The organism is Streptomyces sp. NPDC059679 (assembly GCF_042734105.1).
Lineage (GTDB): Bacteria > Actinomycetota > Actinomycetes > Streptomycetales > Streptomycetaceae > Streptomyces.
This window is the reverse complement of record NZ_JBHWES010000005.1, coordinates 145,953-170,058: the sequence shown is the minus strand read 5'-3', so window position 1 is coordinate 170,058 and position 24,106 is coordinate 145,953. Positions and strand designations below refer to the sequence as shown.

Annotated in this window: 19 protein-coding genes and 1 pseudogene; 10 read left to right on the top strand and 10 right to left on the bottom strand. The window is 71.5% G+C overall.

All coding sequences use genetic code 11. From position 1 onward, the window contains the following. Positions 1-47 precede the first annotated feature (47 nt). Positions 48-341, top strand: coding sequence for a DUF1330 domain-containing protein (locus ACFV2X_RS08710; RefSeq protein WP_385613224.1), 294 nt, complete (start codon positions 48-50; stop codon positions 339-341). Between the two features lie 20 nt (positions 342-361). Here the strand turns inward: ACFV2X_RS08710 and ACFV2X_RS08705 are convergent, their stop codons facing one another. From ACFV2X_RS08705 to ACFV2X_RS08675, 7 genes are all read right to left on the bottom strand, one after another. Then, on the bottom strand, positions 362-1,825 hold the full coding sequence (locus tag ACFV2X_RS08705; RefSeq protein WP_385613222.1) for an SDR family NAD(P)-dependent oxidoreductase: 1,464 nt from the start codon (positions 1,823-1,825) through the stop codon (positions 362-364). 117 nt (positions 1,826-1,942) lie between these two features. Then, complete coding sequence (gene pqqE, locus ACFV2X_RS08700; protein ID WP_385613219.1) at positions 1,943-3,061, bottom strand: pyrroloquinoline quinone biosynthesis protein PqqE; 1,119 nt, start codon at positions 3,059-3,061, stop codon at positions 1,943-1,945. Then, complete coding sequence (gene pqqD, locus ACFV2X_RS08695) at positions 3,058-3,432, bottom strand: pyrroloquinoline quinone biosynthesis peptide chaperone PqqD (RefSeq protein ID WP_385613217.1); 375 nt, start codon at positions 3,430-3,432, stop codon at positions 3,058-3,060. The genes pqqE and pqqD overlap by 4 nt, the downstream gene beginning before the upstream one ends. Continuing rightward, complete coding sequence (gene pqqC, locus ACFV2X_RS08690; RefSeq protein ID WP_385613214.1) at positions 3,429-4,130, bottom strand: pyrroloquinoline-quinone synthase PqqC; 702 nt, start codon at positions 4,128-4,130, stop codon at positions 3,429-3,431. The genes pqqD and pqqC overlap by 4 nt, the downstream gene beginning before the upstream one ends. Then, positions 4,127-5,044 (bottom strand): pyrroloquinoline quinone biosynthesis protein PqqB, encoded by a 918-nt coding sequence (gene pqqB, locus ACFV2X_RS08685; RefSeq protein WP_385613212.1) that lies wholly within the window; start codon positions 5,042-5,044, stop codon positions 4,127-4,129. The genes pqqC and pqqB overlap by 4 nt, the downstream gene beginning before the upstream one ends. Before the next feature lie 10 nt (positions 5,045-5,054). Continuing rightward, entirely contained in the window at positions 5,055-5,207 is a 153-nt protein-coding gene (gene pqqA / locus ACFV2X_RS08680; RefSeq protein ID WP_014174696.1) for a pyrroloquinoline quinone precursor peptide PqqA, read from the bottom strand. 113 nt (positions 5,208-5,320) lie between these two features. Then, the gene (locus ACFV2X_RS08675; RefSeq protein WP_385613210.1) at positions 5,321-7,114 is read right to left on the bottom strand and encodes an alpha-L-fucosidase; all 1,794 of its coding nucleotides are present in this window, start codon (positions 7,112-7,114) and stop codon (positions 5,321-5,323) included. Between the two features lie 318 nt (positions 7,115-7,432). Between ACFV2X_RS08675 and ACFV2X_RS08670 the strand changes: the two are divergent. Next, positions 7,433-8,662: pseudogene (locus ACFV2X_RS08670) on the top strand (glycoside hydrolase family 27 protein); the annotation flags it as partial. Positions 8,663-9,595: 933 nt separating this feature from the next. Next, complete coding sequence (locus tag ACFV2X_RS08665; RefSeq protein WP_385613207.1) at positions 9,596-10,675, top strand: PQQ-dependent sugar dehydrogenase; 1,080 nt, start codon at positions 9,596-9,598, stop codon at positions 10,673-10,675. 77 nt (positions 10,676-10,752) lie between these two features. On the opposite strand, the gene ACFV2X_RS08660 is transcribed toward ACFV2X_RS08665, so the two are convergent. After that, positions 10,753-11,895 (bottom strand): glycoside hydrolase family 105 protein, encoded by a 1,143-nt coding sequence (locus ACFV2X_RS08660; RefSeq protein ID WP_385613205.1) that lies wholly within the window; start codon positions 11,893-11,895, stop codon positions 10,753-10,755. A gap of 135 nt (positions 11,896-12,030) precedes the next feature. Here ACFV2X_RS08660 and ACFV2X_RS08655 point away from each other — a divergent pair, with 135 nt between their 5' ends. From ACFV2X_RS08655 to ACFV2X_RS08630, 6 genes are all read left to right on the top strand, one after another. After that, positions 12,031-13,389: a glutamine synthetase gene (locus ACFV2X_RS08655; RefSeq protein ID WP_385613202.1), complete on the top strand. Its 1,359-nt coding sequence runs from the start codon at positions 12,031-12,033 to the stop codon at positions 13,387-13,389. A 3-nt stretch (positions 13,390-13,392) separates the two neighbouring features. Then, complete coding sequence (locus tag ACFV2X_RS08650; RefSeq protein ID WP_385613199.1) at positions 13,393-14,562, top strand: amidohydrolase family protein; 1,170 nt, start codon at positions 13,393-13,395, stop codon at positions 14,560-14,562. Between the two features lie 62 nt (positions 14,563-14,624). Then, a complete protein-coding gene (locus ACFV2X_RS08645; protein ID WP_385613196.1) occupies positions 14,625-14,990 on the top strand; it encodes a hypothetical protein in 366 nt (121 codons plus the stop codon). A 129-nt stretch (positions 14,991-15,119) separates the two neighbouring features. Next, the gene (locus tag ACFV2X_RS08640) at positions 15,120-15,911 is read left to right on the top strand and encodes an SDR family oxidoreductase (RefSeq protein WP_089510148.1); all 792 of its coding nucleotides are present in this window, start codon (positions 15,120-15,122) and stop codon (positions 15,909-15,911) included. 80 nt (positions 15,912-15,991) lie between these two features. After that, the gene (locus tag ACFV2X_RS08635) at positions 15,992-18,439 is read left to right on the top strand and encodes a GH92 family glycosyl hydrolase (protein ID WP_385613192.1); all 2,448 of its coding nucleotides are present in this window, start codon (positions 15,992-15,994) and stop codon (positions 18,437-18,439) included. Positions 18,440-18,484: 45 nt separating this feature from the next. Then, entirely contained in the window at positions 18,485-19,552 is a 1,068-nt protein-coding gene (locus ACFV2X_RS08630; RefSeq protein ID WP_385613190.1) for a zinc-dependent alcohol dehydrogenase family protein, read from the top strand. 17 nt (positions 19,553-19,569) lie between these two features. On the opposite strand, the gene ACFV2X_RS08625 is transcribed toward ACFV2X_RS08630, so the two are convergent. Together ACFV2X_RS08625 and ACFV2X_RS08620 are read right to left on the bottom strand one after the other, a co-directional pair. Next, positions 19,570-21,663, bottom strand: coding sequence for a 3-hydroxybutyrate oligomer hydrolase family protein (locus ACFV2X_RS08625; protein ID WP_385613187.1), 2,094 nt, complete (start codon positions 21,661-21,663; stop codon positions 19,570-19,572). Positions 21,664-21,683: 20 nt separating this feature from the next. Beyond that, positions 21,684-22,991: a CitMHS family transporter gene (locus ACFV2X_RS08620; protein WP_385613185.1), complete on the bottom strand. Its 1,308-nt coding sequence runs from the start codon at positions 22,989-22,991 to the stop codon at positions 21,684-21,686. Between the two features lie 149 nt (positions 22,992-23,140). Between ACFV2X_RS08620 and ACFV2X_RS08615 the strand changes: the two genes are divergently transcribed. Continuing rightward, the gene (locus tag ACFV2X_RS08615) at positions 23,141-24,076 is read left to right on the top strand and encodes a LysR substrate-binding domain-containing protein (protein WP_385613476.1); all 936 of its coding nucleotides are present in this window, start codon (positions 23,141-23,143) and stop codon (positions 24,074-24,076) included. Positions 24,077-24,106: the final 30 nt, after the last annotated feature.

Below are 24,106 nucleotides of genomic sequence, written 5' to 3'. Positions count from 1 at the left end.
TGTCACCTCTCGGCCGACCCCTCCCGCCGAGCCGAAGGAGTCCGCTCATGTCCAAGGGCTACTGGGTCGTCGCCTACCGCTCGATCTCCGATCCCGCGAAGACGGCTGCGTACGGGAAGCTGGCCGTCCCGGTCATCGAGAAGGCCAAGGGACGGTTTCTGACCCGCGGGGGCCAGATCGTCGCGCATGAGGCCGGGGTGGCGGAGCGCACGGTCGTCGTCGAATTCGACAGCTTCGAGCAGGCCGTCGCCACATACGAGAGCGAGGACTACCAGAAGGCGCTGACCGTGCTGGCCGACAGCGCGGAACGGGACTTCCGCATCGTCGAGGGCGCCGGCTGACCGCCTGCCGGTCCGTACGCCTACCAGTCCGTGGGGGCGTAGTCCTTCAGGAAGCAGCCGAACAGGTCCTCGCCGCCCTCGCCCCGCACGATCGGGTCGTAGACGCGGGCCGCGCCGTCGACGAGGTCGAGCGGGGCGTGGAAGCCCTCGGCCGCCAGCCGCATCTTGTCGGGGTGCGGGCGCTCGTCGGTGATCCAGCCGGTGTCGACGCTGGTCATCAGGATGCCGTCGGCCTCGAACATCTCACGCGCGCTGGTGCGGGTCAGCATGTTGAGGGCGGCCTTGGCCATATTGGTGTGCGGATGGCCCGCGCCCTTGTAGCCGCGGCTGAACTTGCCCTCCATGGCGGATACGTTCACCACGTACTTGCGCCGCGCGGGCGAGGCCGCCATCGCCGGGCGCAACCGGCTGACCAGGATGAACGGCGCCGTCTCATTGCACAGCTGCACTTCGAGCAGTTCGACGGGGTCCACCTCGTGCACCCGCTGGATCCAGGTGTTGGTGTCGTCGAGGTCGGGCACAAGCCCGCCCGCGTCGATCGCGGTCCCCGCCTCGATCCGCGCGGGTGAGGCGGAGCCGCTGGTCAGGGCGAGGGCGGTGAGGTCCTGTGCGCTCAACGCGCCGTCCCGCGCGGCCGCCGGCCCCGGCAGGGCCGCCTGCGCGCCGCTGCCGAACACGCCCAGGACGGCGGAGTCCGGCAGCTCCCCGGCGGGCAGCGCGGCCGATTCGCCCGCTATGAGCTCCGCGTACGCGGCGGGCGTACGGCGCACCGTCTGCGCGGCGTTGTTGATCAGGATGTCCAGCGGGCCCGCCGCGCTCACCGAGTCGGCCAGCGCGATCACCTGGGCCGGGTCCCGGAGATCGATGCCGACGATCTTCAGCCGGTGCAGCCACTCCCCGCTGTCCGGCATGGCCTTGAAGCGGCGGATCGCGTCGTTCGGGAAGCGCGTGGTGATGGTGGTGTGCGCACCGTCGCGCAGCAGCCGCAGCGCGATATACATGCCGATCTTCGCCCGGCCGCCGGTGAGCAGCGCCCGGCGTCCGGTGAGATCGGTGCGCGCGTCGCGGCGGGCCCGGTTCTCGGCGGCGCAGTCCTGGCAGAGCTGGTGGTAGAAGGCGTCGACCTCGACATAGCGGGTCTTGCAGGTGTAGCAGGACCGGGGCCGCTGCAGGATGCCCGCGATCGGGGTGGTCACCGAGCTGGTCAGGGCCAGGCCCAGCGTCTCGTCGTCGATGCGGTCGGCGGCGCCGGTGGCCGTGGCCTCGGTGACCGCCTTGTCGTGGGCCGTCTTCGCGGCCCGGCGCTCCTGGCGCCTGCGCTGCTTGACCGTCCGGTAGACGCCGGAGGTGGCGCGGCGCACCGCGATGGCGTCGGGGTGGTCGACCGGCAGCCGGTCGAGCTCTTCGAGCACGCTCAGGCAGGTCGCCAGACGCTCCGGGTCGATGCCCGCCTGCTCGGCCCGGCCCTCTTCAGTCACCGTCATTCGCCGCTGCCGCTTTCTGCTTCGCCCGTTCCAAGGGCGGTGCCCTGGGTGGTGGTGGGGTGGGTAACGGCGAAACTTTACGGAAGCGGGGGCGGCAGCGCCAAACCCGGGGCGGGCTCACCCCCGCCCGGGTTTGCGGTAGACGTAGCCCGGGCCCGCCGCGGCGGTGTCGTCGGCGGTGTCGTCCGGCCCGGTTCCGGGGGCTCCGGCGAGTTCGCGGATCAGGCCGTGGTGCGGGGAGAGCCCGCAGGCCGGGTCCGCGGCGGCGGCGTCGCCGGTCAGCGCGTACGCCTGGCAGCGGCAGCCGCCGAAGTCCTCGGCGCGGTGCGCACAGCTGCGGCAGGGCTCCTTCATCCAGGTCTCGCCGCGGTAGTGGTTGAAGGCCCCGGAGTGGTTCCAGATCCAGTCCAGCCGGTGGTCGCGTACGTTCGGAGGGTCCAGGCCGGGGATCGTGGCCGCCGCCGGGCAGGGCAGCGCGGTGCCGTCGGGCGCCACGGTGAGCGAGACCGCTCCCCAGCCGCCCATACAGGGCTTGGCGACCCCGTCGAAGTAGTCGGGGACCACCCACACCAGGTCCATCGAGCCGTCCAGGCGCTCCCGCCACCGCTCGACCGCGTCGCGGGCCCGCGCCAGCTGTTCGCGGGTGGGCAGCAGCGCGGTGCGGTTGCGCAGGGCCCAGCCGTAGAACTGGGTGTTGGCCAGCTCGATCCGCTGGGCGCCCCAGGCGGCGCCCAGCTCCACCAGGTCGTCGAGGGCGTCGAGGTTGTCGCGGTGCAGCACGATGTTGAGGCCGAGCGGCAGCCCCGCGTCCCTGACCAGGGCGGCGGCCCGCTCCTTGGCGGAGAAGGACCGGCGCCCGGCGATCCGGTCGGAGGCGCCCGGGTCGGAGTGCTGGACGGACAGCTGGACGCCGCGCAGCCCGGCGTCCACCAGCGCGGCCAGCCGCGCCGCCGTCAGCCCGACACCGCTGGTGACCAGCTGGGTGTAGATCCCGGCGGACTCGGCGGCCGCGGTGATCGTCGCCAGATCGGTGCGCAGCAGCGGCTCCCCGCCCGAGAGATGGGTGTGCACCACGCCCAGCTCCCCGGCCTGCCGCATCACCTCGGCCCACTCCTCCCCGGTCAGCTCCCGGGAGCGGCGGACCAGCTCCAGCGGGTTGGAGCAGTACGGGCAGTGCAGCGGGCAGCCGTGGGTGAGCTCGGCCAGCATGGCCCAGGGGGGCGGCGCGCCGGTCATCGCAGCCAGCCCTCCCGCCGCAGTCGGCCGAGGAAGGCGGGGACCTCGCTGGCCACGGGGGCGCCGGGGAAGCGCCCGGCCAGCTCCGCGACGATCGCGTCGACGTCGCGGGTGCCGTCGCACAGCCGCAGGATCTCGCCCGCGGTGCCGCGCAGCACCACGACCCGCTCGGGCAGCACCAGCAGGTCCGCGTCGCGCACCCGGTCGTGGCGGAGGTGGACCGCGGGCGCGAGGGCGGGCCGCCACGGGGGCGTGGCGGCCGGGGTGGTGTCGGCTTCCTTGGCCGTGTCGGCTTCCTTGGCCGTGTCGGCTTCCTTGGCCGTGTCGGCTTCCTTGGCCGTGTCGGCTTCCTTGGCCGTGTCGGCGGTCACGGCCCCTCCTTGGGGTCTGCGTGGTCGACCGCGTCCAGCAGCGACCAGAGCACATCGCATTTGAAGGCGAGCGCCGCCACGGCCCGTTCCCGGTCGTCCTCGGTGCGCGCCCAGGACAGCACCAGGTCCAGGGCCTCCCGGCTGTCCTGGCGCCCCTGGGTCTCGCGGGTGCGGAAGTACGCGAGCCCGTCGCCGTCGATCCACCGGTAGTGGCGCTCGAAGGCGTCGATGCGGGTGCGCATGATGTCCGGGGCCGACAGCTCGGTGAGCGAGGCGGCGACCGCCTCCAGCGGGGAGCGCAGCCGGCAGAAGTTGACGTAACCGTCCACGGCGAGCCGCACCCCCGGCAGCACGCTCCGGCCGGACAGCAGCAGGGTGCGGTCGAGCCCCGCGGCCTCGCCGAGCCTGAGCCACCGCTCGATCCCGCCCTCGCCCTCGGCCGCGCCGTCGTGGTCCTGGATGCGCCGCAGCCACATCCGGCGCAGCGCCGAGGTCTCCAGCTTGGCGGTGATCAGGGCGTCCTTGACGGGGATGTGGCGCTGGTAGTGGAAGCGGTTGGCGATCCACCTGCGCAGCTCGTCGGGGGTCAGCTCGCCTTGGTGCATCCGGACGTTGAAGGGGTGGCGGTCGTGGTAGCGCTCGCGCGCCACGGTCCGCAGCCGCTCCTCGAAGTCCTTGACGTCACTCACAGCACTCATAGCTCGATCACCATCCCGTCGGCGGCCACCTCGAGACCGAGCCCGGCCAGCGCCTCGTACTGGGGCGCCGCCGGGTCGGCGAGGGGGTTGGTGTTGTTCAGATGGGTGTAGAGGCAGCGGCCCGGCAGTTCGGTGAGCCGCTTGGCGGTGCCGCCGGGGCCGTCGATGGGCAGATGTCCCATACCGGTGGCGGTGCGGGTGGAGAACCCGGAGCGCCGGGGCTCCTCGTCGTCCCAGAACGTGCCGTCGACGATCACGCAGTCCGCCTCGGCCGCCGCCCGCTGGAAGACGTCCGGCCAGGCGGCGAGGGCGGGGGCGTAGAGCAGGGACCCGCCGGTGTCCCGGTCGGTCAGCCGCAGTGCCACCACCCACGCGTCGTCCCCTGCCGTCCCTGCCACATCGGCCTCCATGTCCGCCGCGTAGCGCGGGCGTTTGGCGGAGACCGGTACGGCGCTGACGGTCAGCGGGGAGCCCTCGGCCAGGGGCATCGGCTCGGCGTCGAGGCCACGCCACCGCAGGGTGGTGTACGGGTCCAGGACATCGCCGAGGTGGAGGCCGTCGAGCAGGGCGCGGCGTACGGGCGCGGTGGCGAGTACGTCGACGCCGCCGGCCGCCTCGCGGAGCCGGGCGATGCCGAGGGTGTGGTCGAGTTCCGCGTCGGTGAGGACCACTCCGGCCAGCGGGGTCTGGCGGGGCCGCGGCCCTGGGCGCAGTTCCGGGCAGTCCTCGATCTGGTCGCCGAGATCGGGAGTGGCGTTGACCAGGTACCAGTGGCCTTCGGTGGCCCGTACGGCGAGGGAGGCGTGGCGGCGGCGCCGGCCGGGGTGGGCGCGTGCCCCGGAGCAACCGGGGCACGCGCAGTTCCACTGAGGCAGTCCGCCGCCCGCCGCGGTGCCGAGCACGCGCAGCAGCATGGCGGCGCCGTCAGCGGGTGGTCAGCGAGTAGGCGGTGACCTCCAACGCGGTGTCCACGACCACGTAGTCGGGGGTCTGCCAGGCCGTCTCCTCGATGCGGGGGCGGGCCTGCTCCGCCGTCCGCCTCGACTGGGGTTCGTTGCGCTGCACGGTCTCGTTCATATCCGTACCTTGCCTTCCTGTGTGTTGGGGGTGATCCACGGGACGGTTTCCCGCGGATCCGCACGGAGGGTGGGGGTGCCGGGTGACGTGGAGGGACAAGGGGTTCACGGGTCTTATGAGCTCTTCCCCGCATAGCCGGAGCCGATCCGCACCTCGTCGATGAGCAGCTTCTTGTAGCGCTTGGTGTCGGTGGCGGCGGCCCAGGTGCTGTTCACGGTGAGCCGGACATAGCGCTTGGTGGTGGCGGGGATGTCGATGAACTGCACGCCGCGGGCGCTGGGGAGGGTGCCGGTTTTGACGGCGCTCCCCCAGTCGGTGCCGTCGCTGGAGACCTGGATCTGGTAGTCGCGGATGCGGGCGGACTGTTCGGTGTCCGAGCGGGCGTAACTGACCGACCACTCCCGCTGGTTGACGGCCAGGTACTGCATGCTCTTGGCGGAGCGCAGATCGAAGGTGAGCGAGACGGGGAGCTTGGTGTTGTTGTCCCAGTAGCTCTGCGGATTGGCGTCGAGGACGGCGGAGGCCGGGTGTCCGCTCGCCGAGGAGCTTGCGCTCGCGGTCATGGAGTCGGCGGGGATCAGGCCCTGTCTGCCGTCGGTCTCGACCTTGAGGACCGTGTCGTACGGGTCCCAGTCGGCGATTCCGGTGATGGTGATCTTGCCGCCGCTCTGGCTGAAATTCAGCTGCTTTCCGGTGCGGAAGTCCGTGATCCGCTGGGCCCGGTAGCCGTTGTCGCGCAGCGTCAGGGTGGTGCCGGAGGGCTTGGTCAGGACGTGTACGAAGTGCAGATCCGGATCCGCCTTGGAGACCGTGGTCACGCCGCGGGCCCCGTCGTTCCAGGCCCCGGGCGCGAGCCCGCCGTAGCTGTAACCGCCGCCCTCGGTGCCGTTGACCGAGCCCCAGATGGCATCCAGATAGGTCTTGGCGACGTTGTTGAACGCCTCCTGTTTGCTCGGGAACCGGCCGTTGACCTGAGCGGTCTCGGCCATGAGCGATTTGACGGAGGAGCCGGAGTTGGCGATCAGCCGGCGGAGGGTGAGCGCGTGGTCCACCGCCGAGTCGGTGCCGCTGTACCACCAGGCGCCGCTGCTGGGCAGCTTGAAACAGGCCTCGGTCAGCCGGGGCTGGGGGCTCCAGATCGCCTGCGGGTAGTCATAGTCCGGGGTCATGCCGGTCTTCTGTTCATTGCTGACCGTGTCCATGATCGGCGTGTCTTCGTTGTTGTTGCTCAGCAGCCAGCCGGGGCGGTCCGCGCGGATCTTCTCGTAGAGGCCGTGGTCGATCCAGTAGTCGTTGTCGTTGTCGATCCAGAAGCCGGACAGTTTGGGGTAGTTCCGCATGACCTCGACGAAGTTGTCGTACGAGAACTCACCGAACCCGTCGCGCGTGGTCAGGTCGACATCGCGCCCCTTGTAGTCCGAGTACGCGTCCGAGTCCAGCCATTCATGGCCGCCCTCGTCGTGCCACTGCGGATCGTCGGTCATATAGAGCACGACCTTGAGCCCCCGGGCGTCGGCGGCGCTGATCAGCTCGCCCAGGAAGTCGCGTTTGGTGGAGCAGCTGCCGGGGATGTCGGACGGCCAGGCGCGGGAGTACCCCAGACGGCTGTGGAAGGAGGCCGGCACGAGGTATTTCGCATGCAGTTTCTCGGCCTCGCGGACCCAGTAGTCGGCGCTCCAGCCGCCGTCGGTCACTGCCTTCTCCCAGGCGGAGCAGCTGGTGTAGCCGGGTGAGGTGCGCATGCCCCAGTGCAGGAAGAGTCCGGCCTGGGAGTCGCGCAGCCACTGCTGCCGCGCATGCACGACTTCGGCCCGCGCGGGGGCGGGGCCTGCGAAGAGGAGGGTGCCGACGGCGAGCAGTGCGGTGGCCAGCCAGGCGCGAAGACGTCCGCGCGGTCTGCGGCTCATGGGATTCCTTCCCCGAGCTGTGGGGTGCCGGGCGAGGGGAGACATGGGGTGGTGTTCGGGGGTGGTGTTCTGTTGAAGAGTTGCGAGCCACTTGGTCCGGGTCAATGGGGCGGACGCAAAAATCCTCCGATCTCTATCCTCCGACCTGACGGATTATCACTCATCAAGTCATCAGAAACCGCAGGCAGTTAGCCACGTCAGGGTCACCGAACACCCTCTACCCATCTTCTGGCCCGTACCAATCCTTGACTCATCAGACCACACCTCCTACCTTCCGCGATGCATCACACACGGATGCCTCAGCTGCGTTCGGAGGAGATGATCATGCGAGGAAACGTACGATCCGGCAGACTCCGCTCATTGGTGGCGGCGGCCACCGCCACCGCCACCACCGCGGCAGCCGCCATCACCTTCACGCTCACCGCCGGGGCCGGTCAGGCCGCCGCGCTGGACAACGGGCTGCTCCGCACGCCCCCCATGGGCTTCAACAACTGGAACGCCACACACTGCGACCCCTCGTTCAACGAGTCCATGGTCAAGGGGGTCGCCGACGCCTTCGTCTCGCTCGGCCTCAAGGACGTCGGCTACGAGTACGTCAACATCGACGACTGCTGGGCGGAGTCCAGCCGGGACTCGGGCGGCAACCTGGTGCCCGACCGCACCCGGTTCCCGAACGGCATCAAGGCCGTGGCCGACTATGTGCACTCCAAGGGGCTCAAGTTCGGCATCTACACCAGCGCCGGCACCAAGACCTGCAACAGCGCCGGCTTCCCGGGGGCGCTGAACCACGAGAAGCAGGACGCCAAGCAGTTCGCGTCCTGGGGTGTGGACTACCTCAAGTACGACAACTGCAATAACCAGGGCGTGGACGCCCAGCAGCGCTACAAGGCCATGCGCGACGCGCTCGCGGCCAGCGGGCGGAAGATCGCGTACAGCATCTGCGAATGGGGCCAGACCAACCCCAAGGTGTGGACCTGGGGCGAGCCGGTCGGGAATCTGTGGCGCACCACCGGCGACATCAGCGACAAGTGGTCCAGCATGATCGACAAGGTGCACATCAACGACGACCTCGCGCAGTACGCGGGGCCCGGCCACTGGAACGACCCGGACATGCTGGAGGTCGGCAACGGCGGGATGACCGCCACCGAGTACCGCACCCACTTCAGCCTCTGGGCGATGATGGCGGCGCCGCTGCTCATCGGCAGCGATATCCGCGACGCCTCGGCCACCACCCAGTCGATCCTGAAGAACACCGACCTCATCGCGGTGGACCAGGACACCCTGGGCAAGCAGGCGACCATCGTGTCCTCCAGCGGCGGCAAGGTCGTGTACACCAAGCAACTGGCCAACGGCGACCGGGCGGTCGCCCTGCTCAACGAGAACTCGTCCACCAAGACGATCTCCACCACGGCCTCCGCGATCGGGCTCGGCGGCTCGTCCTCGTACGGGCTCAAGGACCTGTGGTCCAAGGCGACCAGCACCACGACCGGTTCGATCAGCGCCTCGGTGCCCGCGCACGGCACGGTGGTGTTCCGGGTCTCCCGCGGCTGAACCGCGGCGAGTCGCGACTGAACCACGAACCTGCGCCGGGCTGTTGACGGGATAGGAACGTTTCTTTACAGTCCCCCTCAACAGCGATTCACCTCATGCGTCACTCCCCCACCGCGACCTCTCCATATCCAGCCAGTTCATGGATATGACCAAAGGTCAGACAGGAGAATCACTGATGAAGCGCAAACGGCTGCCCGGGCCCCGCACCACGGCGGCCCTGGCGGCGGGCCCGCCGCTCCTCCCCACCGTCGCCGCCCACGGCGCGGACCGCACACCGCAGGCGCCCACGGCTTCCTGGAGCGTCTCTGGTCGACTTGGGCTTCCTTGGTCGTCCTGGGTGGTTCGGGCCGACGTCGGGTGGTTGGCTCGTGTTGGTATGGCGACGGGGGTTGGAGTCCCGTGGGTGTGAGCCGGTTGCGGCCGTCTGGTGCGGCCGGTGCCGATCGTGTTCGGTTCCTGCTGCTGTCAACGCCGCTGGATGCGGCGGGTCTGGCGCGGTGGAGGCCGCCCTGCCGGACGCTTTCCAAGCCGGTGTGGACCCGGCCGGGGCAGGGACCCCACGCCGCTTCCCGGGCGCGGGGCGTTCGGTTCATGGGAGCCATGGAGTCCGCTCCCTGTTCTGTTGGCAGGCCGACACGGTATGAAGATTCGCGGCCAGAACTGCACCGTAGCGCCATCGCCCCCACCGGCAACAGCTCCACCGAACGTCCCACCCAATCGCATGAACGTATCGAACGGGCGATCCATAAAAGGCGGCGTCGCCCGCCCAGGAACACCCAGGATCTTCAGGCCAATCGAACGACTGCTGCACACCCTCAAGTGGAGCCCCGCGTCGGGGCCAGCGCGGACGCGACCACCAGCTTCACCAGACGACTTACCTGCTTACCCGCAACTTCAAGGCGTACAAGCTCCAGTAGGAGGAGACGCGCGATGAAGAGCCATCGGAAACTCGTGGTGGCGGCCACCGCCGCCGCACTCGCCGCCGGGCTGCTGGTCGGAACGGCCGGCACGGGCAACGCCTCGTCCGACAGAGTCGACTCGGCACCGTCCAGTATCAAGACCGTCTCGTCCGGCTGGTCGATCCCCTGGGGGCTCAGCTGGCTCCCCGACGGATCGGCGCTGATCACCGAGCGGGACTCGTTCAAGGTGTCCAAGCTCACCCAGTCGGGCACCAAGACCCAGGTCGGCACGGTGCCCAACGTCGTGACCACCAGCGGCGAGGGCGGGTTACTGGGGATCGCGGTCTCCCCGAACTGGAACACCGACCACTACGTCTACCTCATGCACACCGCGTCCGAGGGCAACCGGATCGCCCGGATGACCTTCGACGGCTCCTCGCTGAGCGGGTACACCACACTGGTCAGCGGCATCAAGAAGAACAAGTACCACAACGGCGGACGCCTCAAGTTCGGCCCGGACGGCTATCTGTACGCGACCGCCGGGGACGCCCAGACATCCGACCTCGCCCAGGACAAGAACGCGCTCAACGGCAAGATCCTGCGGATGACCACGGACGGCAAGCCCGCCCCCGGCAACCCATTCGGCACCCTGGTCTACTCCTACGGCCACCGCAATCCACAGGGCCTCACCTGGGACTCGGCGGGGCGGCTGTGGGAGGCCGAGCTCGGCAACAGCAAGTACGACGAGCTCAACCTCATCGAGCCGGGCAAGAACTACGGCTGGCCGACCTGCGAGGGCAGCTGCTCCACCTCCGGCATGACCAACCCCAAGCGCCAGTGGTCGACCGGCGAGGCGTCACCCAGCGGTGTCACCTACGCCGACGGAGCGCTCTACATGGCGGCGCTCAAGGGCGAGCGGCTGTGGCGGATCCCGGTCGACGGCACATCCGCGGGCACCCCGAAGGCGTACTACATCAACGAGTACGGGCGGCAGCGCACCGTCGAGACCGTCCCGGGCAAGAACACCCTGTGGCTGTCCACGACCAACGCCGACAACAACGGCGGGGAACCGGACGGCGCGGACAAGGTGTTCCAGGTGGAGCTGAAGTAGTCTCCGCCACCGGCGCCCGGACACGTCACCTCACGTCGCGCTCCGCGATCCGCCGCGGAGCGCGACCGTGCGGGCGGTCAGTACGCGAGCTGCTCGTTCATGAGCAGGAAGGCGCCCAGGCCATGGAGATCGTTGGTGTTGCGCTTGCGTCCGAAGTAGTAGGCCAGATCCCCGACGTTGGTGCCCTCGCTGATGTCGGTGATGTCGGTCAGCCCGTCGGAGTTGACCTTCACCTTCTTCAGGACACCTTGATAGCCCCTGCGAGCCGCGGACACATAGTCGGCGCCGGCGATGTAGCCGCGCTCCAGCGCCGCGTGCAGCATCAGGGTGTACATGCTGGAGGCCGAGGTCTCGGTCCAGTTACCCGACTCGCTCCCCTTGTCGACCACCTGGAACCAGCGGCCGGTGCTCCGGTCCTGGTAGCGGACGAACCCCTTGGCCAGGTGCTGCACGTTGGCGATGAGCTCGGCGCGCCGGGGGTGGTCCGCGGGCAGCAGATCCAGCGCCTCGATATGGGTCATCGCGGTCCAGCCGATGGCCCGGGCCCAGTGGTGGGCGGAGGTCCCGGTGGCCGGGTTGGGCGACCAGGGGGCGTCGCCGTCCGCGTCGTACGCGTGGTAGAGCAGCCCGTTGGACGCCTTGAGGTGAGTGAAGTACACGGCCAGGTTGCGGCTGACCTCGTCGTACGCGTAGGTCTCGTCCCCGTACGCGATGCCGTAGCGCAGCAGGAACGGCTGGGCCATGAACACCCCGTCCGCCCACAGCTCGTTGGTCTTGCTGGTGGCGTGCCACATACCGCCGTCGGAGGTGCGCGGATAGGTGGTGATGCGGGTGCGGATCTGGTCGGCGGCGGTGCGGTAGCGCGGGTCGCCGGTCTCCTTGTGCAGGATCAGCAGCAGGTTGCCGGACTGCATGGCGTCGAGGTTGTTGAAGCTGTGGTCCATGTGGCCGCCCGCGTCCACGTAAGTGTCCACCCACCCCTTGATGTACGCGAGGTAGGACGGCTCCTTGACCCGCTGGTACACGCGGTGGGTGCCGTAGAGGAACAGCCCCTGCGTGTAGCCCCAGCCGCCGAGCGACTTCGGGTCGGGCTTGCGGGCGATGGTGGAGTCCACCACGGCCCGGGACCAGTCGGCGGGGGCCGCTTCCGCGGCGGTGCCGAGCGCGAGGCCGCTGGTGAGGCCCAGGGTGCCGGCGAGTACGGTCCTGCGTTTGATCACTGGTCGGCTCCCGAGTGTAAGGTTTCCGGACTTGTTCTGGACATGTCATCAATCGTAACGCTTGTGAGCCACGCGCGTTAGACCTCGAGGACCCGCGAACAGACCGGATGAGCACACCCCGGACAGGAGCCGCCCGTGGACACCGAACACCGCGCACAGGCTCGGGCACGGGCGCGCGAGGCGGCCGGGGAGCTGGCCGCCCAGGGGATCGTCGGCACCGCGCTGACCTGGGTTGACAACGCCGGACTCACCCGCGTCAAGGCCGTGCCCACCGCCCGGCTCGAACACGCGGCGCAGTGGGGCGTCGGCATGTCCCCCGTCTTCGACGTCTTCCTGGTGGACGACTCCATGACCACCAGCCGCCACATCGGCGGCCCCGACGGCGATCTGCGGCTCTTCCCCGACCTCGACCGGCTCACCCCGCTGGCCGCCCAGCCCCGCTGGGCCTGGGCCCCGGCGGACCGGTACGACGTGAGCGGGCGGGAACACCCCGTATGCCAGCGCCGGTTCGCGCACCGGATGGCCGAGCGGGCCCGGGAGCGCGGCCTTGGGGTGCTCATGGGCTTCGAGACCGAGTGGGTCGTCGCCACCGCCGGCGCGCCGGAGTCGGAGCCGCGCTACCCCACCGCCGGGCCCGCCTACGGGATGAGCCGCCTGGTGGATCTCTCCGACTATCTCGCGGATGTGCTCGACGCCCTCCAGGCCGAGCGGGTCGAGGTGTTGCAGATTCATCCCGAGTACGCGCAGGGGCAGTTCGAGGTGTCCGTGGCGCCCGCCGACCCGGTCGGCGCGGCCGATCTCGCCGTGCTGGTGCGCCAGACCATCCGGGGCGTGAGCGCACAGCACGGCCTGGCGCCGTCGTTCGCGCCCGTGGTCACCCCGGACACCGTCGGCAACGGCGGCCATCTGCATCTGAGCCTGTGGCAGGGCGAGCGCGATCTGTGCCGCGACGGGGACGGGCCGTGCGGTATGACGGCGACCAGCGAGGCGTTCCTGGCCGGTGTGCTGCGCGCGCTGCCCGCCCTGCTGGCCATCGGCGCCCCCTCGCCCGCCAGCTATCTGCGTCTTGAGCCCTCCCGCTGGGCCGGGGCGTATCAGTGCTGGGGGCTGGAGAACCGCGAGGCCGCGCTGCGCTTCGTGGCGGGGGCGCCGGAGGACCCCAGCGGGGCCAACGCCGAGGTCAAGTGTGTCGACCAGGCGGCCAATCCGTATCTGCTGACGGGCGCGGTCATCGCCGCCGGGCTCGCCGGGCTCGACTCCGGTCTGACGCTGCCCCCTCCGGTGGCCGGCGATCCGGTGCACGAGGGCCATGAGCAGCGGCTGCCGACCTCGCTGCCCGCCGCCCTGGAACACTTCGACGCCTCGGACACGCTCCGCGAGGCGCTGGGCGATCCGCTCTTCGAGTCGATCGCCGCCGTGCGCCGCGCCGAGGCCGAGCTGTTCGAGGGGGCGAGCCCGCAGGACATCGCCGCGGCCACCCGCTGGAGGTACTGAGCCATGTCCGGCCACGGCGCGGCGCGACCCCGCCCGCCCCTGGTGGACCACCACTGCCACGGCCTGCTGCGCGGCGAGCCGGACGCCGCGGCGTTCGAGGCGTATCTGACCGAGTCGGACGCGCCCGCCGCGCCCGGCACCAGCTACTTCGACACCCAGCTCGGATTCGCGGTGCGCCGCTGGTGCCCGCCGCTGCTGGGCCTTCCGCCGCACTGCCCGCCCGAGCGCTATCTGGCCCGGCGGCGCGAGCTGGGCGCGGCGGAGGCCACCCGGCGGCTGCTGCGCGCCGCCGGTATCACCGAGTTTCTGGTGGACACCGGGCTGCCCGGGGATCTGATGAGCCCTCAGGAAGTGGCCGAAGCCGCCGGGGGCGCGGCGCGCGAGATCGTACGCCTGGAACACCTCGCCGAACGGGTCGCGGACGCCTCACGGACCGCCGACTCCTTCCTCGCCACGCTCGACGGCGCCGTACAGGGGGCCGCGCTCACCGCCGCCGGGTTCAAGTCGGTGGCCGCCTACCGCTACGGTCTCGACCTCGCGCCCACACCGCCCGCACCGGCCGCACTCCGCGCGGCGGCGGACCGCTGGCTGGCCGCCCGGGCCACCCGCACCGACGGCGGCGACCCGAAAGCGGCGCGGCTCGCCGATCCGGTGCTGCTGCGCCATCTGCTGTGGTCCGCCGCGCGCACCGCCCTGCCACTGCAGCTGCACACCGGGTTCGGCGACCCCGATCTGCGCCTCGACCGCTGCGACCCGCTGCTGCTCACCGACTTCATCCGCGCCGTGCGCCCCACCGGGTGCCCGCTGATCCTGCTGCACGGCTATCCGTACCACCGCGGCGCCGCCTATCTGGCCGCGGTGTATCCGCATGTGTACGCCGATGTGGGCCTGGCCCTGACGCACACCGGGGCGCGGGCCGGGGCGGTGCTGGCCGAGGTGCTGGAGGTGGCCCCCTTCGGCAAGGTGCTCTTCTCCACCGACGCCTACGGACTGCCCGAGCTGTACGCGGTCGGGGCGCTGCTCTTCCGCGAGGCCCTGGACGCAACTCTGGCCCGCTGGGTCCGCGACGGCGCCTGGAGCGCGGCGGACGCGGAGCGGGTGGCGGCCCTGGTGGCCGCGGGCAACGCCCGCCGAGTGTACGGGCTGAACAGCACAATCACCGGCAATATCTAGAGTCGACCGTAAAATCATCTGTAACTGACGCGTATGGCACGGGTTTTCGTCACGATGGCGTCATGGACGAAGAGCACTTCCTGGAGCGCGCCAAGCAGTTCGCCCACCGGCTGGCCGAGCTCCAGAACCGTCTGGACCCCGATTCGTACGACCTCCTGCTGCGCATCCTCCGTGGCATCAACGACGCCATCGTGCACCGCCGCGACGGTGGCAGCGACGGCGGCAGCGGCTGTGTTGACGTGGCGTTCTCCCCGCGCGACCAGGATCGGTTCACCCCCGCCCTCAGCCGGGAGCTGGAGGAGCTGACCAGTCTGCTCGGGCCGCACGGCCTGCGGCTGGTGGTGGACTTCGGGGCCGAGCAGGAGCGCGACCGGATGGAGGTGGAGGCCATCGCGCGGGTGAGCGGCATGGACCCCGGGCGGTCGTGACGGGGGACTCGGCGTGCCCCTTCGGCTCGCTGACATGAGCCGCGCCCCCGCAGGGCAGTACCGTTCGTCCGGTACGGGCCGGCCGTACGGCCACTACCCCGACAAGCCCACTACGCGGAGGAGACACGCATGCGGATCGGCGGCGCGACCGTCCTGCTCACCGGAGCGACCGGAGGCATCGGGCAGTCACTGGCCCGCGCCCTCGCGGCCAGGGGGGCCAAGCTGCTGCTCACCGGCCGCCGCGAGGAGGTGCTGCGGCCCTTGGCCGACCGGCTGGGCGCCCGGGCCATCGTCGCCGATCTGGCCGACCGGGCTCAGGTGGACGACCTGATCGCCGAGGCCGCCGATGCCGACATCCTCATCGCGAACGCGGCGCTGCCGTCCAGCGGTGAAGTCCTCGGCTACGCCCCCGACGAGGTCGACCGCGCCCTGGAGGTCAATCTGCGCGCCCCGCTCCAGCTGGCCAGGGCACTGGCACCGCGGATGGTGGCGTCCGGCTCCGGCCACATCGTGATGATCGGCTCGCTGTCGGGCCGTACCGCCTCCCCCGGGGCGGCGCTCTACAACGCGTCCAAGTTCGGGCTGCGCGGCTTCGCGCTCGGGCTGCGCCAGGATCTGCACGGCACCGGGGTGGGGGTCTCGGTGGTGCAGCCGGGGTTCGTCCGCGACACCGGGATGTTCGCGGACTCCGGCGCCACCACGCCCCCCGGTGTCCGTACGGTCTCCGTCCGCCAGGTGGCGGTGGCGACCCTGCGCGCCATCGAGCGGGACCGCGCCGAGGTGAACATCGCGCCGCTCGAACTGCGCCTGGGCAGCGCGCTCGGCGGGCTCTTCCCGAGCCTGGCGGCGGTGGCCCAGCGCAACTCCGGGGCCGACCGTACGACCCGCCAGCTGGCGGAGGGCCAACGGCACAACCGCTGAGCAGAGTCTCGCGCCCCTGGCACGGGCTTCGTTCGCCGTACTCCCCCGGGCGCGGCGCCCGTGCTAGGGTCCACGCACCCATGGCCGGACAACGTTGTCAACGGAGGTCCCCCTTGAGACCACTGGTCGGTCGGATACGTAAGCGCGCGGCGAGAGCGGTCACCCCGCTGACCGCGGCCGCACTCCTCCTCGGCGGTCTGCTCGGACCGCCCGGCGCGGCGGCGGCCGCTGCGGATGAGCCCGCCGCGCTGGTGAACCCGTTCGTGGGCACGCAGAACTTCGGCAACACCTTCCCCGGCGCGAGCGCCCCGTTCGGCATGGTCCAGGTCAGCCCGGACACCGGCGGACAGGGCGGCTACGACTACGCGCAGAACACCATCTACGGCTTCAGCCAGACCCATCTGTCCGGCGTCGGCTGCGGTGTGGCGGGTGAGCTGCCGCTCATGCCGACCACCGGCCCGGTGACCGATGTGGACCCGGAGCACTACCGCTCCGACTACTCCCACGACGACGAGGAGGCCACCCCCGGCTACTACCGGGTGGGGCTCTCCCGCTACGGCGTCGACGCCGAGCTGACCGCTACCGAGCGCACCGGCTGGCAGCGCTACACCTTCCCGGCCACCGGCGCGGCCAACGTCCTGTTCAACACCGGCAAGGCCAACCAGAAAGTGTTCGACTCCGAGGTGCGCGTGGTCGGGGACCGCACCGTCGAGGGTCGGGTGCGGGCCGGAAACTTCTGCGCGGGCAAGGACGAGCACACCGTCTACTTCACCGCCACCTTCGACCGGCCCTTCTCCTCGTACGGCACCTGGCGCGGCACCACCGCCACCCCCGGCTCCCGGGAGGCGGCCGGGGAGGGCGGCAACGGCGCATGGGCCACCTTCGACGCGACCGCCGACCGGGACGTCGTGGTCAAGGTCGGCCTGTCGTACACCGGCCCGGACGGTGCCCGGAAGAACCTGGCGGCGGAGACCGCCGACAGTCACGACTTCGACGCCACGCGGGCGAAGCTGCGCGACACCTGGGAGCGGCAGCTGGACTCGGTGCGGATCGGCGGTGGCACCCCGGAGCGGCGCAGCGCCTTCTACACCGCGCTCTACCACGCCCAGCTGCATCCGAACCTGGCCGGAGACGTGGACGGCCGCTACACCGGTTTCGACGGCGGGACACACACCGCCACCGACTACACGCCGTACCAGAACTTCTCGCTGTGGGACACCTACCGGCCGCAGAACCAGCTCCTGGAGCTGTTGCAGCCACGGGTCGCGCGCGATGTGGCGCTGTCGGTCGTCGGGATCGGCCGGGACGGCGGCTGGCTGCCGAGGTGGGCGCTCGCCGAGAGCGAGACCAACATCATGACCGGGGATCCGGTGACCCCGTTCCTGGTCGAGGCGTGGTCCAAGGGCCTGCTGGCCGGGCACGAGGAGGAGGCGTACGCAGCTCTGAAGCGGAACGCGACCGGCACCCCGCCCGCCGACTCCCCCTATAACGGGCGCTCCGGCGTGGACCACTACCGCAGGCTCGGCTACGTCCCGTCGGGGCTCGAGCTCGGCAAGGACTGCGCCCACAAGGGCGGCGACAACGACTGTGTCCACCCCGCCTCGGCGACCCTGGAGTACTCCGCCGCCGACGCGTCGCTCGCGCTGATGGCGCGCGGCCTCGGGCACCGCGCCGACGCGCGGATGTTCGCCGAACGCGGCCAGTGGTACCGGAAGCTGTGGGACGCCTCGATCGCGCAGTTCCGGCCGCGCACGGCCGACGGCGCCTGGGTCACGCCGTACGACCCGGTGGAGGCGGGCCGCCAGTTCCATGAGGGCGGCGCCTACCAGTACCAGTGGCTGGTCCCGCAGGACCCGGCCGGGCTGGTCGGGCTGATGGGCGGGCGGCGCGCCACGGAGCGGCGCCTCGACTCCTTCTTCGCCTACGGCAAGCTGCTCACCGACCCGGCGGGCACCGCGCGCCGGGACTGGATCTCGGCCCCGTACGACTACTACGGCAAGCCGACGTACAACCCGAACAACGAGCCCGACCTGCACGCCCCGTACATGTATCTGTGGGCGGGCGCGCCCGCGAAGACCGCGACCGTGGTGCGGGCGGCGATGACGCTGTTCACCACCGGGCCGGACGGCATGACGGGCAACGACGATCTGGGCACCATGTCGGCCTGGTACGTCTTCTCCTCGCTCGGGCTCTACCCGACCATGAGCGGCGGTGACTTCCTGGCCGTCTCCAGCCCGCAGTTCGAATCGGCGGTCGTCCGTGTTGGACGTATCGGCCGCTCCGGAACCCGGCAGGGCGGCACGCTCACCGTCACCGCGCCCGGTGCGAGCGACGAGCGGCGCTATGTGCGCGATGTGTCGCTGAACGGACGGGACCTGCCGCGGACCTGGCTGCCCTGGTCCTCGGTCGCCCACGGCGGTTCGCTCGCCCACCGGCTGGGCACCGAGCCGTCCGCCTGGGGCACCCGGCCGGGCGCGGAGCCGCCGTCGGTGGGTGGGGCCGGTCGCCCGGGGTCGAACGTGGTGTAGGTTCTACGGCCCCCACCATGTGCGGCTGAGCGAGGGAGCGGGTCCATGCGCGCTGTGGTCTTCGATGCCTTCGGGCACCGGCCCGAGGTCCGGAACGTCCAGGATCCGACTCCCTCGCGACGCGGCGCGGTCATCCGCGTCGAGGCGACCGGGCTGTGCCGCAGCGACTGGCACGGCTGGATGGGGCACGACCCCGACATCCGGCTGCCGCACGTACCCGGCCATGAGCTGGCCGGGGTGGTCGAGGAGGTGGGGCCCGAGGTCCTGAACTGGCGCCCCGGGCAGCGCGTCACCGTGCCGTTCGTCTGCGCGTGCGGGCGCTGCGGCGCCTGCGCGGACGGTGCCCAGCAGGTGTGCGAGCGGCAGACCCAGCCGGGCTTCACCCACTGGGGCTCCTTCGCCGAGTACGTCGCGATCGAGAACGCCGACGTGAACCTGGTCGGCATCCGCGGCGAACTGGCCTTCACCACGGCCGCCGGTCTGGGCTGCCGCTTCGCCACGGCCTTCCGCGCCGTGGTGGCGCAGGGCCGGGTGGCCCCCGGCGAATGGGTCGCGGTGCACGGATGCGGCGGGGTGGGGCTGTCCGCGGTCATGATCGCGTCCGCGGCGGGGGCGCGGGTGGTCGCGGTGGACATCTCACCGCGCGCCCTGGCCCTCGCCCGGCGGTTCGGGGCGGAGGTGTGCGTGGACGCGGCCTCGACCCTGGGGTCCGCGGCGGACGCCGTCGCGGACGCGACCGGCGGGGGCGCCCATGTCTCGCTGGACGCGCTGGGCTCCCCGCGGACCTGCGCCGCGTCTGTCAACAGCCTGCGGCGGCACGGCCGCCATGTGCAGGTCGGCCTGCTGCCGCCGGCCGCCGGGAGCCCGATGCTGCCGATGGACCGGGTCATCGCGCTCGAACTGCGGCTGCTGGGCAGCCATGGCATGGCGGCGCACGCGTACGGGCCGATGATGGAGATGGTCGAGGCCGGGACGTTGCGGCCGGATCTGCTGGTCACCGACACCATCGGGCTCGACGAGGTGCCGGAGGCGCTGATGGCGATGGGGGCGGCGGCCGGCGCCGGGGTCACGGTCATCGAACCCCGGCGGCCGGCCACGGCCGCCCGGCGGTGACGGCTGCGCTGTAAGGCTCAGCCCGGGATCCGTACCGTCCCGTCCGTGATCCTGACTCGGTCCCCGGCGGCCGGGCGGTCCGCGATGTCCGGCACGTTGGCGGGCGTCAGATCCGGGGCGTGGCCCGGCTCGCCGCCGCGGGGGACGGTGCGTACGACCTGGCTGGGCGGGAGCGTGCCGCGCCCGTCCAGCCGCTGCCACATCAGGTCAAGTGCCTGCTGGTAGTAGTAGCCCAGCGGAACGTAGCGGTTGTCGTAGCCGGGTGCCGTGGAGTCGAAGTGGTGGGCGTTGGTGACCTCGACGTAGGCGACGGTGGACGCGCCGTGCTGGGCGCGGGAGTTGAGGCCCAGGTAGGGCCTGGTGCTGTGGTTGACGGGGACCCGGGTGTCGTCGCGGCCGTGCACGATCAGCGCGGGCTTGCCGTGCAGATCGCCGGTGCGCCGGGTGGCGTCAAGCCCCTCGGCGAGCCGCGCCGCCCACTCCCCTTCGGCGCGCGGGGCCTTGTTGAACGCCAGCCGGTAGACGCAGCTCTCGCCGCGCAGGTTGTAGTCGTGGCGGCCGTCCGGGCCCTGGGACCTGGCGTCGGCGACGGGCCCGCCCGGTGAGTTCTCGTCGATCAGCACCCCGGGCGCGGGCGCCCGGCCGGAGCTGGTGCCGAAGGCGGCGGCCAGTTCGGCGGTGCGGTACGGGACGGGGGCGCCCGAGGCGTCGGTGCGGGCCCAGCCGTAGCCGCACAGGGAGTCGGCGACCGAGGCTCGGGCGAAGCTCATCGCGTACGAGGCGGGGGTCTGCGGATCGTAGTGCGCGAGCTGGAGATAGCTGGACTGCGGCTGGTATCCGGCGCGTACCAGGGCCTCCTGGGCCAGCCGGGGCAGCCCGTCAGGACCCGCACGCTTCGCGGCGCGCCGGGAGATCAGCCGTGGATCGTCGCCGACGAGGGCGGCGCAGCGGCGGTGGGCGGCCGCGGTGTCCAGGGAGGAGTAGCCGGGCGCGGTGGGCTCGGTGAGCGCGGCGCACGGCTGGAGCAGCGAGGCGAGGGAGCCGTACCGGATCAGCGGCAGTCCGGCGGCCGGCACCGCGCGCCCGCCCTGGGTGACCCGTATCCCGTTCAGCGGCGCGAGGTTCATCTGCGGCTCGGAGGCGACGACCGCGTCGATCAGCCCGCCGTGGTCGTCCTCGCCCGCGGCGACGGCCGCACCGCCGCCGTTGGAGACCCCGGTGGCGATGACGGTGGTGGTGGCGGGCGTATAGCCGGCGCGGGGCGCGCCCCGGCGCCAGTCGCGGTCGAGGAGAGCGAGGGCCAGCTCCACCGAGCGCAGCACATCGCGCCCCCAGCTGGCCTGCGGGTTGGTCTTGGCGTGCGCCATCTTGTACGCGACGCGGTAGGGGCGCTCGGCGTCGAACCGGGCCCGCTCGGCGTCGCTCAGCCCGGCGTCGAACGCGGCGCGGTCCGCCGTCTGCGCCCGGGGGCCGGTCGTGCCGTCGTAGGCCATGACGGTGCCGGAGTGCAGATCGTCGAAGGCCGGGCCCATGCCCTTGTCGGTGTAGGCGACCGCACAGCGGCGGTGCAGCCCCCAGGCCCCGGCGGTGCCCACCATGTTGTAGACGCCGCCGAGGCCGGAGGCGGGCGCGGCGACGACGCAGGGGCGGGACCTGTCGAAGTCGTCCGGGACCTGGACGACGAAGCTGACGCTGTGTGAGCCGCTGCCCGCCACGGCGCGGTATTCGACGCCCGCGACCTTGCCGTCGCCGGGCACGGGGCGGCCGCGGTCGACGTTCGGCCCGTACAGCCGCCCGAGGCCGCCGCCCGGTCCGGCGTACAGCCCGGCGGAGGCCCAGATGGCCTGGCGGCGCAGCTCGGCGGCGGTGGGCCGGTCGGGGTCGGCCGGGGCGGGCGGCGTGGCGGAGCGCAGCCCGGAGAAGCCGAGCCCGGCGGTGAGCAGGTCGTCGCCGACTCCCTCGTACCGTACGGAGCTCAGCGCGCTGATGTAGGAGGGGAGCCCGGCGCGGGGGGCGGCGGGCGCGGGCGTGGCGGCCGGGACGAGGGCGGCGGTGAGCGCCGCGGCCAGCAGCGGCGCGAGCGCGGCCGACCGGCGTACGGGTCTGGGCACGGGTACTCCTGAAGGTGAGGTCACAGCGGCAGCGCGCCGGTCAGCAGGGCGGCGGCGGTCATCACGAGCGTGGTGCCGAAGGCCCAGCGGAAGATGAACCGCTGGTGTTCGCCGAGCTGTACGCCGCTCATGCCGAGCAGGATGAAGGTGGCGGCGGTGAGCGGGCTGAGCGGGAAGCCGGTGGTCATCTGGCCGAGGACGGCGGCGCGGGCGACCTCGGCCGGATCGGTGCCGAAGGAGTCGGCGGTGCCGGCCAGCACCGGGAGGATGCCGAAGTAGTAGGCGTCGGGGGTGAAGACGAGGCTCAGCGGCATGCTGGTGACCGCGACCAGCACCGGCAGATGGCCGCCGAGGCTGTCGGGGATCACCTCGACCATGGCGTGGGCCATCTTCTCGATCATTCCGGTGCCGGTGAGGATGCCGGTGAACACCCCCGCGGCGAAGATCATGGTGGTGACCAGCACCACGCTGTTGCCGTGCTTCTCCAGCAGGGCCTGCTGCTCCTCCCAGCCGGGGTGGTTGACCAGCAGCGCGATCACGAAGGCGAGGACGAACAGCACGGGCAGCGGCATGACCTCCAGCACCAGGCAGGTCAGCAGGGTGACGGTGAGCAGCAGATTGAAGACCGTCAGCGCGGTGCCGGCCCGCGTGGCCACCCGGGGCGTACCGGGGCCGTCGCCGACCACCGCCGCCTCGGCCCGCGGCGCGTCGAGCTCCCCGAGCCGGCGCCGCTCGCGGCGGCCGATCAGATACGCGGCCAGCAGCACCCAGGCGATGCCCGCGGCGAGGGCGGGCAGCAGCGGGGTGATCACATCCGAGGTGTCCAGCTTGAGCGCGGCGGCCGCCCGGGCGGTGGGGCCGCCCCACGGCACCATGTTCATCACGCCCGCGCCGAGGGCGACCACTCCGGCGAGCACCAGCCGGCTCATGCCCAGGCGCTGGTAGACGGGCAGCATGGCGGAGATGGTGATGAGGAAGGTCGACGCGCCGTCCCCGTCGAGCGCCACACAGATCGTCAGGACGGCGGTGCCGACGGTGATGCGCAGCGGGTCTCTGCGGGCGATCCGCAGGATGCCGCGGATCAGCGGTTCGAACAGGCCTGCGTCGACCATCAGGCTGAAGTAGAGCACCGCGAAGGCGATCATGATCCCGGTGGGCGCGACCTTGGACAGCCCGTCCAGCGCCATCGGGCCGAGATCGTCCCCGTATCCGCCGATGACCGCGGTGATCACCGGGGTGAGGACCAAAGCAACCAGCACCGAGACCCGTTTGGTCATAGTGAGCAGCAGGAAGCCGCCGATCGTGCAGAAGCCCAATGCTGCCAACATGGCCCGCTCGCTTTCTCTTACCTCGGACGCGTTGCCGATGAGTTTCCGAGCGGCGAAAGATCCGCGTCCAGCATCGAACACAGATCTCTCTATGCGTTTAGCGCAACAGTTCCCCCGCGCGCCTGTCGCGTCTACTCTCCCGCTTCATGATGGACGTCACTTTGCGCCAGCTCGCGGCCTACGCCGCGGTGGCCCGCGCCGCGAGCTTCACCGCCGCGGCGGCCGACATGCATGTGTCCCAGTCCTCGTTGAGCCGCGCCGTCGCGGACCTGGAGCGCACACTCGGCATGCGGCTGCTGGAGCGCGACACCCGCAATGTGCAGCTGACCCCGGCCGGGGCCGAGGCGCTGCGCATCGCGGACCAGATCCTGTCCGCGCACCGGGCGGGGCTGGCGCAGCTGGGGCGCTATGTCTCCGGTGAGCGCGGCAAGGTGGCGCTGTCGACCCTCCCCTCGGTGGCGGCCGTGCTGCTGCCCCCGGTGATCTCCGCCTTCCGCGCACGGCGCCCGGAGGTGACCGTACGGCTGCTGGACGGGCTTGAACGCCCGGTGCTCGAGCGGGTCGTGGACGGCGACGCGGACTTCGCCGTGTCCACCGTGGCCCGGCGCACGGCCGGGATACGGCTGCGCCCGCTGGTCCGCGACCGCTTCGACGCCGTACTCCCCGAGCACCATCCGCTCGCCGAGAAGCCCGAGGTGAGCTGGGCGGACCTGGGCCGCGAACCGTTCCTTGCGGTGGGCGCGGACTCCAGCGTGCGCCGGATGACGGACGCGGCCTTCGCCCAGGCGGGCCTGTCGGCGGACCCGGCGGCGGAGGCGTCGAGCGTGGCGACGGTGGGCGGACTGGTCGCCGCCGGGCTGGGGGTGTCCGCGATGCCCGCCCTGGTGCATCCGCTGGTGCCCCCGGGGAAGCTGGTGCGGCGCCCGCTGGTGGAGCCGGTGGTGGAGCGGCGGCTGCATGTGGTGCTTCCGGCGCGGCGGGCGCTGCCACCGGGGGCGCGCCGCTTTCTGGAGCAGTTGGAGGAGTTCCGCGACGCGGGTCATGGGCTGCCCGACGGGGTCTTCTGGGAGGACGGCGAAGCATAGCGAACCCTTGCAAGATCCGCATGAATTGAT